This window comes from Comamonas sp. Y33R10-2, from assembly GCF_019355935.1.
Taxonomy (GTDB): Bacteria; Pseudomonadota; Gammaproteobacteria; order Burkholderiales; family Burkholderiaceae_C; genus Comamonas.
In genome coordinates this window covers 450,521-464,221 of sequence record NZ_CP079925.1, presented here as the reverse complement: position 1 = coordinate 464,221, position 13,701 = coordinate 450,521, and the positions used below count along the sequence as shown (strand labels likewise).

Sequence of the window (13,701 nt, the reverse complement as noted above, 5' to 3'; positions counted from 1 at the left end):
GCGCTAAGAGCCGCTAACACCACCCAGCAAACCACAGGTTTGCGTTTGAGACGAGACGCGAAGCCGCAGGCAGTACATGCCGTAGGACAAGGCGATGCAACGACGTATCAAGGGTGGTTTAGCGGCTCTAAGAGTGTGTTTACGCTCTCCTGAGCAGCAACGCCACAAACGCCAAGTGAATGAACTGCAGATTGGTGTTGAGCCATCTCTCGCAGCTCTTCCACAGCCACCTGTTCTTCTCCAGCCAAACAAAGCTGCGCTCTGCCACCCAGCGCTTGGGCATCGCCTTGAAGCTGTGAAGCTCATCCCACTTGGCGATCTGCACCCTCACATGCTCGCCCAGTATTACTTTGACTTCGTTGGCAAAGGGCGTTCCAACATAGCTCGCATGGCTCAGCGGCCTTAGCACATGGTGTTTTCTTGATCAACCCATCCACTTAAATCAATAAACCTGCAAAACATGCCCTACGCAAGGCTTGTTGCCATCTCGTTCAACGATTGAGAAGTGTGCACTTAGTTATATCTAAAAAATAATATAAGCAAACATCCAATATGTATTTTTGGATATTAAGAAGTCTTGGCATAGTTGCGACCTTCATCGCTCAGGGTTTACACCAATACGCAATCCGCGTTTGAGATTCCCCTAAAGCGGCCTTTGTATGTGACCCGAACGGTCACTTGGTTAAGTGTGAGTTGGTATGACTAAAAATTCTTTGCGTAATGTGCTGGCAGGCGGTTTGACGGCCTTGGCACTGGCTGCTCTGACAGCCACAACCGCCCATGCTGCAGACGGCATCATCGTGAGCCAAAAGCAGTTTCAAGCCCTGAGCACCCAAAAGGGCGTAAAGATCATCGACATGCGCAGCGCCGCTGAATTCAACAAGGGTCATGTACCCGGCGCGATTCACCTGCCTTGGCAAGACATCAACGTGTCTGAGCGCGACGGTATTCGCAATGAATATGCCGATGACGCCCAAATCGAAAAAGCGCTGAGCGCCGCCGGCCTGAGCTATGACGACACAGTAGTGATCTACGCTGCTACATCCATGGCTGGCCGCGCTTTTGCTGTGCTGGAGTACGCAGGCTTTGAAAAGCTGCACGTGCTGGACGGCGGCATCACCCAACTCAAGGGTGTGAAGCTAAGCACCAAGGCAGAGCCTGTCACCCCTAGCAACTTCAAGTTGAACCGCAAGAAAGAAAATCGCATCGAGCGTGACGGCGTGGCCAAGTTGGTTGGCAAGCCCAATGCATCCATTTTGGATGGCCGCTTTTTGAAGGCTTCAGAAGATGGCGCCATCCCCAGCGCCAAGCTGATCCCTGTCACTGACTTCATGAACACCAAGACGTCGCAAGTGCGTGACCGTGCCGAAGTTCTCAAGGATCTGGCTGCCAAGGGCATTACGCCTGAGCAGCAAATCGTTTCTTATTGCGGCAGCGGTGCGTTTGCTTCTAGCTCTTACCTGTTCCTCAAGGATCTGGGCTTTAAAAACGTGAAGTTCTACGACAAGAGCTGGGATGACTGGAGCCGCGCTGACGTGGCCCAAGAAAGTCACATGAACAACTTCGCCTTTGCCGGCGATGCGCTGAACCAGCCCAAGTCTTTCGGCCCCAAGTTCTTGGACCAAGCCGCTGTAGAAGCCGCCCAGAAGAAGGGGGCTGTGGTTGTGGATGTGCGCCCCGCTGACGACTTTGTCGTGGGCCGCCTGCCCGACTCTGTGAACGTGTATTGGAACGACACGCTGAACGCCGACCGCAGCCTGAAGAGCGCTGCCGAGCTGCGCGCCCTGTTCGCCAAGCAAGGCGTGACAGCAGATAAGCCAGTCATCATCTTTGCCCGCGGCGGGCTGCAGCTGTCGCAAACATTCACCGTACTGAAGATGCTGGGCTTTGAGAAGGTTGATGCCTTTGAAGGCAAATGGGAAGGCTGGGTCAACCCCGGTTACGGCCCCACTGCTGCCACCGCTGCTGCAAAGAAGAGCTAAAGCATGAGCACCCAGGTTTCTTCCGCTCCCACTGCGGCAAGAAACCAAGGCGTTGATACCTCCGTCGTCCTCGTGGCGCTCGGGGGTATTTGCGCCTTGGTACTTGCCTGCTTTTCGCAAATTGACACACGCCAAGGCTTGCTGGCCTTGGTAGGCGTGGGCTTTGGTTATTTGATGTACCAAGCCAGCTTTAGCTTTGCCGGGGGCTGGCGTGCAGCAATTACGCAGGGAAGCACGCTGAGCATTCGTGCGCAGATGCTGGCCATTGGGCTCGCAGCCATCGGCATGATGCCTATCTTGCAAATGCAAGAAGTGTTCGGTCAAGCCGTCACCGGCGCGGTAGGCCCTGTGGGTGTATCGCTGTTTGTGGGCTCACTCATGTTTGGATTTGGTATGCAGCTGGGCGGCGGCTGCGCCTCTGGCACCCTGTTCACAGTAGGCGGTGGCAGCACCCGCATGTTAATTACGCTGGCCTTCTTCATCTTGGGTGCACTCATCGGCACAGCGCATTTGCCGTGGTGGACTACGCAATGGTCTCTGGGCACTGTGCAGCCTGCACACAGCTGGGGCTTGCTGCCTGCTTTGGCCCTGCAACTAGCCGGATTGCTGGCGGTGTATCTGCTGGCCCGCCGCTGGGAATTGCGCAAGCGCCAACAACTGCAATCGCTACTGAAAGCTCCCTCCAACGCCCCTGCCATGCAAGGCGCACAGCGCCTGTGGCGCGGCTACTGGCCTTTGGCTTGGGCGGCTGTGGGCTTGGCGCTGCTGAGTGTCGCTAACTTGCTTCTGACTGGCCAGCCTTGGTCCGTCACCTTCGCCTTCAATCTATGGGGGGCCAAGCTGGCGAGCTTGGTGGGCGTAGACGTGAGCAGCTGGGAATACTGGACATGGAGCATGCCCGCCCAAGCCCTGCAAGGGCCGGTGCTGGCCGAGTCCACATCCGTCACCAACTTTGGCTTAGTGCTGGGCGCTTTGCTCGCCGCCGGTTTGGCTGGGCGTTTTGCACCGGTCTCACGCATCCCTTTAGGCTCCGCATTAGCGGCGGCCGTAGGCGGCGTGCTGATGGGCTATGGCGCACGCTTGGCCTTTGGCTGCAACGTAGGCGCTCTGTTTAGCGGCTTGGCCTCGGGCAGCATGCACGGCTGGGTCTGGTTTGCGTTGGCTTTTATCGGCAGCTTGGCAGGCGTGCGCGCCCGCACTTGGTTTGGGCTGGAGAAATAAATGACAGCACCCCACTGCCTCCCCCCTGCACCCAAGTCTCCTGTTCGCTGGTTTCTACTGGCTGTATTGCTGGCCACTACTGTCGGCGTGGGTGTTGACCTGCGCAATTTTGCTGCAGGAGACAACCCCATTACCGCCCTGCGCACTCAACCCGCAGGTGCAGCCGAAGAAGCGGGCAGCGTGGACGCGTTTTGCGGTTTTGCCCCATGCGGCATGCCGCTGGAATGCAAATAAACGAGTCACTCTTTCACTCGGATTATTCAGCCCATTAAAGGCGGCCTTCTTTAGAAGTGCCGCCTTTTTACATGCTTCACGAATCGTCAAGCATCGCTACTGTTAGCGCCGCTTCTTTACCTCTTCAGGCCCTGCCACCAGCGCACCAGCGCCGCGCACTTCGATGGAGATGCTGTCGAGCAGCTTGCCGGAGGCATCTTGCAACTCCAGTTGATGCCGCCCCGGCCAAGGCAACCAGCCAATCTGGCTGCCGCGTCCCAGCTCTCGGCGCACTTCACGCATCACGGGCTTGGTGTTGGCAGGCGAGCCTGCAGGCGGAGCGGAATATTGCCGCGTCACCAGCAGCCAACGCAAGCCCGCGTCATGCCAAGCCAGCTCAGTCGCCATACCCGCTTGTCGCGCAACCAGTTGAACGCGTTGGCTGTCGGGCGGAATGTCCGGGTCTAACGCCAAAATCGTTCCATTCGTGGGGCGCGAAATTCTGGCGGCTTCTTTCGTTTGAATCGCACCGACTCCAGATTTCGAGCCTTTTTGGCCTCTAGTCATTGATTTATTTTGACTATCCGCTACCGATTCAATAGCAAAAAGAGACTGCTGAGTGCCCGGCAAAAACCATTCACTGCGCGCACTCTCAATCGCCATACTTCCTTGGCTTAAAGCGCCAAACTGCACGCTGTGCTGCACCAGCCCCGCTGGTGGCTTGGCAGGCCTGCTCGGCAAATTGCGGTGCAAAAACCCCATCACCTCCGCCCAGATGGGCGCCGCACCACTGGTGCCGCTAACAGAGTGCATGGCCTCGCCACCTGCATTGCCCACCCACACACCCACCGTAAAACGCTCAGACCAGCCCACAGCCCAGTTGTCACGCATGTCTTTGCTGGTGCCGGTTTTCACGGCCGACCAAAAGCGCGTGGCCAGAACACTGTCTGTTCCAAACGTGGGCGCGCGCGCCATGTTGTCCGAGAGAATGTCGCCTACGATAAAAGCCGCTTGAGCATCCAGCGCCTGCACGGGTTTGGAATCATCGGTGCGGCGGGCTGTTGAACTGTCCCACTTTACCGGTTGATAAACACCGCCATTACCCAGCGCACGGTAGGCGTTGGTCAGCTGCAGCAGCGGCACTTCGCTGCTACCCAGCGCCAGACTGAAGCCGTAATAACCACCGCTTTCGCGCAGCGGCAGACCCAGATTTTGGAGTTGGGTAAAAAAAGCATCGGGCGTGACCATGACCAGCGTGCGTACCGCTGGCACGTTCAGCGATGAGGCCAGCGCCGTACGGGCTGACACCCAGCCTTTAAAACGGCGGTCGTAGTTCTGCGGAATATAAAGGCCGTTTTGCGTATTGATTTGCGCGGAAGAATCCTCAATCAGCGATGCCGCTGTGATGCGCTTTTCGGCCATGGCCTGCGCATACAAAAACGGTTTGAGCGTAGAGCCGGGCTGGCGCATGGCAGTGACGCCATCGACTTCAGAGGCCTGACTCATTGAGCCCGATGAACCCACCCACGCCAGTATCTCGCCTGTGCGGTTATCCAGCACTACCAACGCGCCATCTTCTACATTGCGGCCCTGCAACTCACGCAGGTGCTGCTGCATGCTGCTTACCGCAAAGCGCTGCAAAGGTGCGCTCAAGGTAGACCGCACCTGCGCCTGCCCTTTGTTCTGTCCATTACTCTTCGTCAGTGCCAGCCAGCGGCGTGCAAAGTGTGGCGCGATGCCCTCGCTGGCCTGCCACTGGCGGCGCTGCAGCACGCTGGCCGTGTAGAGCTGCAAGGCAGAGCCTGTCTCAGTGCAATTGCGCGCCGACACATCATCAGGAATCATGATCTGCAGCACGCCGCAAGCACGCTGGGACACGCGCTCTACCGAGGCATTGGGCGCACGCACCAGAGCAGCAGCAATCGCTGACTCGCGGGCGTCAAGCCCATGCGCAGCCTTGCCATATAGGCTTTGCGACAGGGCATCAATACCCACAATTTCGCCTCTGAACGGCACCATGTTCAGGTAGGCCTCCAGAATTTGGTCTTTGCGCCAGCGCCTGTCCAGCACCTGCGCGGCCACAGCTTGCCCCACTTTTTGCACCACGCTGCGCCCGCCCGGGCCTTGGCGCCAGTCGCCACCGAGCAAACCGGCCAGTTGCATGGTGATGGTGCTTGCACCCCGGGTGCGCGTGTTCCACAAGTTACCCCAAGCGGCAGATGTGACAGCAGTCCAATCCACACCGCTGTGCTCATAAAAGCGCTTGTCTTCGCTGAGTACCAGCGCTGTGCGCAAAGCAGGGGACACATCGGCCAGCGCCACCCAGGGGCCACGTCGCACCGTGTTATCGGTGCGCTGGCGCTGCAGCACTTCACCTTCACGCGAGAGCAGCAGCGCCTCTGACGAGCGATGATCGCTGCGCACTTCTTCAAAATTAGGCACGGCATGACTTACGCCCACCAGTCCCAGCCATAGCAGGCAGCTCCACAGAATTTGCTTAGTCATCAAACCGGCCCGTCTGTTTTGCTGCATGTCTTGCTGCCTGTCTTTTCGCTTGTTCTTTGCATACACGTGATCTGCATGAAATCGCCTTTTGGTCCATTGTCACAAATGATGGAGCTTTCACATTCAGCGCAGCCTCTGCATCACAGGCCGATGATCGCTGGCGTTTTGATGCGGGCGTGACCCTGTCCATCGGCCAGTCACTTACCTCGTCATGCGCTGCATATTCCACATCGAAATAACCTGTAGTCCTTATCCATAAAGGACCTAAAGCTCTTATTTTTATAGCATCTAATTGAGGCCTACCGCTTATGGTTTGACTTGCATAAAAAAGCCCCGGCAAGCTGTCGCCAACCGGGGCCTGTACTGCGGACTTCCCGCTCTTACTTGGGCATCACCACCTTGAGCTTGGCATTAGGAATCTCACCAAACATCTCGGGCGCATACAACGCTTCAGCGCGTGTGGGCGGCAGGGCAAACTCACCCGCATTGTTCAGGCGCACGGTGTATTCGACCTTGGTCGAGCCTGCAGGCAGATACTGGTAGTAAGCGCGATAAGACTCGAAGCTACGCTCTTCATAGGCCAGCCAGCCTGCGCCTTCCTTTTCTTCGCCCTTGGTGGCAATTGCCGAGTCACGACCCAGACCGCCGCCCAAAATGGTGGCGCCCGTTGGCACAGGGTCGGTGATCGCAACCCAGGTCATATCGGTCTTGGCCTGCACTTCGAGTGTCACACGCAGCACATCGCCACGTGTGAACTGGCCACCACCAAATATGCCCTTATCAGCCTGCTCCACCGGCGTAATGGTCTTTTTGATGGTGTAGCCCGAGCTGAACGGCTCCTTGAGAGCCACGGCTGCCACGGACTGCACGGTCAGCCATGGTTTGCCTGTGCCTTGCTGCGTCACGCTGAGCTGGCCCTTACCTGCCTTAGCCCAGGGCATGAACATGCTGTTGTTCAGCAGGCCACCGGCGCGCACAGGCTCGCCAAACATGCTTGTCGCATGGGCTGCACCTTGCACATCCTCAGACGTTGCGCGCTTCACATCAGCCCAATTCACCTTGGCTTCATTGCCGTTCATGGTGGCAACCGTGGTGCCAGCCACCGCTTCAGACTCAAACTTCTGCGAGAAGCGGCGCAGCGCCAGTGCCCCCCAGAGGTTAGCCGTGGTCGTGCTCCAAGCACCGGCCTGCTGACGACCAATGAAGCCACTGACGAGGCGAGGCATATCCTCAGCCCATGCAGGATCGTTCATGGTCACCAGCATCAGGCGCGCCAAGTTCACATCGGGGCTTTGCATCAGCCACCACCAGCTATCGTCTTGCTCATTAGAAAAACCTGCGCGCGTGCCGTTGTAAGTCAGGCGGCTGCGCAGAATCTGCATGGCCTGTGCCAGACGCTCATCACGCTGCGGTGCATCGTTCATGCGCTGAAGCAGCATCACCAGGTCAATGACGGCATGGGTGGGCCACTGGTTGGGTGTGGCGTTGATGCTGTCGAGCATGCGCGGCGTGGCTTTGCCAGACTGCGCCAGCGCAGCAATGGCGGCCAGTTTGCGCATATCCAGATCCTTGCGTGGGCTCCAGAAGTTGCGCTGAATGCGGCCTTCTACAAAGGCGATCAGGCCATCTTCCATATGCGCACGCTCAGTGGCAGGCAGCACAAAGCGTTTGTCCACGCCCTGCGCCAAGGCAGACAGATTAATCAGATGCGCCGTCAGCGTATCGCTGCCGCGGTTGGCCCCGCCATCTTGCGGCGGGAAGTAGTTAGCCAAACCGTCGGTGTCCAGATAGTTTGGCAGCTGCGCCATGGTGCTGGCCCACAGCTCGGCGTTGTTCATGCCAACGGCCTTGCTGGTGGTTTGCTCCAAGCATGAGTAGGGGTAACGCGCCCACCAATCACGCACGCCGGGCAGACCTTCGGTCAGCTTTGGCACCAGCGACATTTGCAGGCCACCACGGCCGGGCAACGCATCGGCAGGCGGGTTCACGGGCACGGTGTAGGTGCCGTTGACCTGCACCAGCGTGGCTTGCTGCACCGTCAAAGGTACGGCAGGAACAATGCGCTGGCTGATTTTCAGGGCATCCTGCGCGGCATCGGCACCAGCATTAACACCACCGCTGATATCACGCGCAGCGATCTCCCAGATCAGCGCCTCAGCGCGCGTGCCGGAGAGCTGGGCCGGAGCCTTCACATCCCATGCCACTTCACGTGCTTCGCCTGCGGGGATTTCCACAGTCTGGGCTTTGAGTTCCAGCAGCGTGGCGCGTGGCGTCACTTCTACCTTCATAGCCTTGGCCGAGGTATTGCGCAGTGTGACCTGTGCGCGGAACTGATCGTCCTCACGCACCAGCGGCGGCAGGCCGCTGATGATTTGCAGGTCTTGCGTAGTGCGAATCGCCGTCTGCCCCCTGCCAAACAGGCTCGTTCCTGAATCAGCCACCGCCACTACCTGGAAGGTAGTCAGCGCATCGTTGAGCGGTACATCAATCACTGCCGAGCCATTGGCATCGAGAACCACATTGGGATTCCACAGCAGCAAGGTGTTGAGCAGCTCACGCGTTGGGCTGCGGCCACCGCCACCGCCCGCAGGTACGGCCTTTTTGCCGTAGTGGCGTCGGCCAATCACTTCCATCTGCGCCGTGGAGGTCTGCACGCCCCACTCGCGGCGCGTCAGCATGGCGTCCAGCAGGTTCCAGCTGGTGTTGGGCATCAGCTCCAGCAAGGCCTGATCAACCGCTGCCAGCGCCACCTGCGCACCGGACGCAGGCTTGCCATCAGGCAGCGTAGCCTTGATGGTGACCTTGGCCGTGCCGCGCACCTTGTAGCTGCTCTTGTCCGAAGTCACCTTCACATCAATTGTGTGGTTCTTCAGGCCCACGCGGATTTCAGACATGCCGAAACGGAAAGCAGGCTTGGAGAGATCAACCATCGATGTGGGCGCAATGAACTCCTTGCCATCGCTCCAAAAAGCTCGCCACCACTCCACCGGCGACTTGAAGCCCCAAGTAAAGAAGCTGTACCAAGGCACTTCCATCAAACGCCCGCGCAGCGCCAGCACGCTGACGTAAACGTTGGGGCCCCAGTTTTCTTCAATCTTCACGTCCACCGTCGGGTTGTCGCCCGTCAGCTCAACGACTTGCGTGTTCACAATGCCTTCGCGCTCTACTGCGACAAGCGCCATTGCGCGGCGGAAGGGCATGCGCACCTGAAAGCGTGCAGTCTCGCCGGGCTCATAGCTCTTGCGCTCAGCGAGTACATCCATGCGGTCATGGTCTTCGCCGCCGAACCAAATTTCACCTTGGCCCGTCACCCACACCGATGTGGCGGCTTGGCTGCTACGGCCATCCTTATCAGATGCCTTGACGATCAACTCCACCTCACCGGGCTGGGACAGTTGCGCCTCGCACTGCAGCAGGCCATGGCTATCGCTGGTGCCCGAGCAGATGGTGCCCAACGGCTTGAGCGTGGTCTGATTGTCATAGCTGTAAAAACCGCCCACCAGTCGCTTGCGGCTGGAGGTGGTGATGCGTGCAACGGCTTCAACCTTGACGGGCACACCGGCTTGCGCCTTGCCAGCCGTATCTAGCGTCAAGGCCTGAAAACGCAGCTTGCGGTCCACCGAAATCCAGTTTTCTGAACGTACGCCTGCCACTACAGCCGCTGGCCAAATGGTGCGTGTGCCGCTCAGGGTCTGCACTTCACCATTAGGGTCAGCGTAAGTGGCTTCCATCAACAAGTCACGCGGTTGGGTGGCCTTGGGCAAAGCGTCCACGTTGACTTTGCCCAGACCATTTTTGTCCAGCGTAATGGCTTTCTTGTCCAGCACTACCACGGTATCGCTGGCGGCAGTGCTTTCTTCATCGTCGCTATTGCCGACATCCTGAGCACTGCGCGGCGGGTTGAAGCTAAAGCCATCCCAGCCAGAAAAGTCTGGCGACTTGGAGCGCACCAGCGCCGAGACCTTGACGGGCAGGTTAGAAGCCGCACCGCCAGAGACATAGTTGATCTGCACTTCAGCCGGCACGCTGCTCACGCCATACAGAGGCTCTTTGCTAGCAGGGCCCACGCGGCCCTCCATCACCGGCAGGCGGAATTCTTCGACACGGAAGATACCCGTCGAAAAAGAGGTACGGCGGCCGTTGTTCGTGCCGCTGGCATAGCCCAGTTCCACCGAATACTCGCCCAGTTTGGCAGCCTTGGAGACAGCAAACTCGCTAACCGCACTGCCTTGGCCAGACCAGTTCAACGCCTGCGTAAAACGCTGGCCACTGCCCAAGTGAGTGATGGTCAAACGATCAGGTTTTTGTGCAGTTTGCTCAAAACCACTGGAGTTTTTACCCACGCCCGTCAGTGCGCGCAGGTAGTGCTTCATGGACACGGTTTCACCCGCGCGGAACAACATGCGGTCAAACACCGTGTGCGCCACCTCATCGCGCTTGCTGCTCAAACTGGTGGGTACGTTGAAACGCCAAGGCTCAATGCCCTTGTTCCAGTCGCTCCAGACAAAAGCCAGCTCATCGCCCGCACTGGTCTTAGCGCGCGCGCTCACAAAATAGCTAGCGCTGCGGTAATCGCCGTCATTGCGGCAGTCAGGCGCCGTGGGGTTCAGGCCGTTGAAAGTGACAACGCCCTGCTCATTACTCACGGCAGATGCAATCGCTTGACCGTTGCAACCCGACACCTGCACCGTGGCACCTGCCACAGGCTTGCCCTTGTCCAGCGTCGTCACCCAAGCCATGGAATTTTCACGGCCGAGTTTGAAGTGCACCGCCAGATTGGTGACCAGCACCGAGGTGCGCACATACATGGTGCGACCTGCGCCGTAGCCTTCATCGAGCAGCGACTGGCCCAGCATGGGCGAAGCGATTTCGACAACTTGAAAGCCGGGGTTCAAAGGAATGCCCACCACTTCAAACGGGCGCGGATCGTTCTTGGCGGCCTTGGGCAACTCCAGCGTCTGTGTCTGGCTCTGTCCATCGAGCAAAGACAACATGCGTGTTTGCACCCAATTCTTGTCATCGTTGATGACGGGGGGTAATACCTTCACATCGCCCGCAGCACGCGTGCGCTCGACGCTATAGCCGTCGTAGCGGTTGACTTTTTTCAGCCAAGCAATGATGTCCGCATCCGAGCCACCCTTTTTAGTACGCACCACGCTGGCATCCAAAGCCTTGCCAGTCAGATTCGGCTCCACATTGCGCAGCGTGACTGGCAGCAATGCCGGGCCGTTAGGGCCTTCGGCAAAGCGCTCGACGATACCGAAGGGCGAAGCCGCAAACTTCACCAGCGGAGGCATGCTGCCCGTGGCTGTGGCCAGCGGGAACATATTGGCATTCGTCAGCGAGCGGCCTGCCGCATCTTTGAACTGCGGGGGCAGCTCCACCACGTACTTGGTGCTAGCTGTCATGGTGGCGGGGAAGGTCACTCTGTCCACCAACGAGTCTTCGGCCAATTTGTCGCCGTTTTGCTCAATGATGGGAGCCACCGCCGAAGCACCACTCTTGAGGCGAATCGCCTCAATCAGCTTGCGCGGCACGGGTGCGCTAAACGACAGGCGCATGGGGCGAATGGGCAGGCAGGCGGCATTGGCGTTTTCACGCTCGCAGCTGAACTCTGCCGTGAACGGCTGACGCACACGGTATGAATAACGCTGCTCATCCTTGCTGGCCAGACCATTGGCCATAAGCACGCCCTTGCCGTACACCAGCGTCATCTTGCTGCCCGATGTCAGGCGGCGATTACAGGCCAGCACGGCATAGTTTTGCGGGCTCTTGGCGGCATCTTTATCCCAGTGCCGTTGTTTGAGCACGGCATCGCGCTCTTTGCCCTCAATCAACTGCACCGGAATGCGCTCGCCCACCCCTTCTGAGGTACACCAGACGCGCTGCTTAAGACTATCCACCGTAGCCGCGCCCGTCAGGCGCAGGGCAAAGTACTGCTGCTCGTCAACCTCTTCATAGGTGTCGGGCGTGATTTCGGAAACCTGCGGCCCACCCGTCTGAAATTGATAGCTGGCAGCACCCGTCAGTGCTTTACCATCGACGCTTTTGAACTGAGAATTAAGTGCAGCCGTGCAGCGCACGCCAGCAGGCAGATTCTGGGTAAAGTCAAACACCCATTCCTTTTCGCTGTTCCAACGGCCTTGCCCTTTGGCAGCTTGGGCATCGCTGCACTGCAAATTGACAGGTGCGGCGGCCTTGGGGTCACCAAAGCGCACTGCCGCTGCATCAAACTGCACGACGACTTGGCCGACCTGAGTGATATCACCTTGCGGGCTGAACTGGCGCACACCAGCTGCATGTGCAGTCACTGCGCTGACCGCAGCCACAGCGCCAAAGCTCCACAGCAAACTCGCATTCAGCAAAGTGCGCCAGCGCGGCGCAGTTTGCTCCCTCATTCCACCCGTCTTTGCGCACCGCTTGCTCATACAGTCATCCCCTTATAAGCAGGTACAAGGCCTGCTTGGCTGTTTTAATCTGGGGTTTTGCATCAGCCGCTATCGCAATGCAAGCACTAAGAGCTGCTAACACCACCCTTGATACGTCGTTTGCTTGACCTTGTCGTACTTTTGTACGACCTGCGGCTTCGCGCCTCGTCTCAAACGCAAACCTTCGGTTTGCTCGGTGGTGTTAATCGCTCTAGGAACGGCTCTGAAACAAAAAAGCCCTGCTTCACAAGTGAAGAAAGCTTTGAGCCTGTGCTGCACGCGCGAATGAAAATTTCAATTACTGCGGCTGGAACCCACTGCGTTGAATGATACCGGTCCAGACCTTGGTATAGGCAGCCTCGCGAGCGGCTAGTTGCGAGGGATTCATATAACCCACTGTAAGACCTAACGCCGTTAGCTGCGCATAGACGTCGCGCTGCTGCAGCACTTTGGCGATGGCCGCCGAGAAGCGATCCACAAAAGCCTGTGGCGTGCCCTTGGGGGCATAGATGCCGTAGTAAGGCAGGTCTTCAAAGCCCTTGATGCCTTGCTCCAGCATGGTGGGGACTTCAGGCATGGAGAGTTGGCGCTTTTCACCCAACACGCCAATCACGCGCAGCTTGCCTGCCTTGTGGTTTTCCATAAAGTCTTGCACCGAGCCAATGCCTGCTGGAATTTGGTTGCCCAACATATCCGCCAGCATGGGCGCACTGCCGCGGTACGGTGCTGCAACTAAATCCAACTTGGTTTGCTCAGCCAAAATTTTGACGAGGAACTCTGGCGTGGAAGCCGGGGCCGGAATGCCAATGGTGCCGCGCTTGGCGCCGCCCTTGAGCCACTGCACATACTCGGCCAGGTTCTTCGCTGGCGTTTGGCTTGAGACAGCCAAGGCATTCACAAAAGTGGCAAAACCAGCCACAGGCACAAAGTCCTGCTGCGGATCGAAACCGGGTTTTTTAACGACCTGCGGCAAGATCGAGATGGTGTGGTCATGCGTGAGGAACAGCGTGTGACCATCGGCAGGCGCAGCCTTAAGTTGCTGGGCCGCAATTTGCCCACCCGCGCCGGGACGGTTATCAACCAGCACGGTGACGCCGCCCAGCTCATCCTTGAGCTTTTCAGCCAACAGGCGCGCAATCGCATCCGAGCCGCCGCCGGGTGGAAAGCCCACCAAAATGCGAATGGGTTGGCCCGATGCCGCCCAAGCCACCGAACCTAGAGCCGATGCTGCTGCCACTGCCGCTGATGCCACACCTGCCTTGAGCAGTTGACGACGAGATTGCGCCATGAGATCTCTCCCTTTAATTTTTTGAGATTAAGCAAAACAAAAGCGCCCGGCAAGGGGCGCTTTG

General features: G+C 58.3%; 6 protein-coding genes and 1 pseudogene. 3 read left to right on the top strand and 4 right to left on the bottom strand.

Annotated features, from left to right (window positions below; translation table 11 throughout):
* Positions 1 to 139: 139 nt before the first annotated feature.
* Positions 140 to 388: pseudogene (locus tag KUF54_RS01985) on the bottom strand (transposase); the annotation flags it as partial.
* 310 nt (positions 389 to 698) lie between these two features.
* Here KUF54_RS01985 and KUF54_RS01980 point away from each other — a divergent pair.
* From KUF54_RS01980 to KUF54_RS01970, 3 genes are read left to right on the top strand one after another with little or no spacing between them, the layout of a single operon-like run.
* On the top strand, positions 699 to 1,982 hold the full coding sequence (locus tag KUF54_RS01980) for a rhodanese-like domain-containing protein (RefSeq protein ID WP_219344770.1): 1,284 nt from the start codon (positions 699 to 701) through the stop codon (positions 1,980 to 1,982).
* Between the two features lie 3 nt (positions 1,983 to 1,985).
* Complete coding sequence (locus KUF54_RS01975) at positions 1,986 to 3,203, top strand: YeeE/YedE family protein (RefSeq protein ID WP_219344768.1); 1,218 nt, start codon at positions 1,986 to 1,988, stop codon at positions 3,201 to 3,203.
* The gene (locus KUF54_RS01970) at positions 3,204 to 3,437 is read left to right on the top strand and encodes a hypothetical protein (protein ID WP_219344766.1); all 234 of its coding nucleotides are present in this window, start codon (positions 3,204 to 3,206) and stop codon (positions 3,435 to 3,437) included.
* A gap of 102 nt (positions 3,438 to 3,539) precedes the next feature.
* Here the strand turns inward: KUF54_RS01970 and pbpC are convergent, their stop codons facing one another.
* The 3 genes from pbpC to KUF54_RS01955 all read right to left on the bottom strand — a co-directional run bounded on the left by pbpC (position 3,540) and on the right by KUF54_RS01955 (position 13,637).
* Positions 3,540 to 5,921, bottom strand: coding sequence for a penicillin-binding protein 1C (pbpC, locus tag KUF54_RS01965; RefSeq protein ID WP_255576226.1), 2,382 nt, complete (start codon positions 5,919 to 5,921; stop codon positions 3,540 to 3,542).
* A 380-nt stretch (positions 5,922 to 6,301) separates the two neighbouring features.
* Positions 6,302 to 12,319: an alpha-2-macroglobulin gene (locus KUF54_RS01960; protein WP_370627569.1), complete on the bottom strand. Its 6,018-nt coding sequence runs from the start codon at positions 12,317 to 12,319 to the stop codon at positions 6,302 to 6,304.
* 328 nt (positions 12,320 to 12,647) lie between these two features.
* A complete protein-coding gene (locus KUF54_RS01955) occupies positions 12,648 to 13,637 on the bottom strand; it encodes a Bug family tripartite tricarboxylate transporter substrate binding protein (protein ID WP_219344760.1) in 990 nt (329 codons plus the stop codon).
* Positions 13,638 to 13,701: the final 64 nt, after the last annotated feature.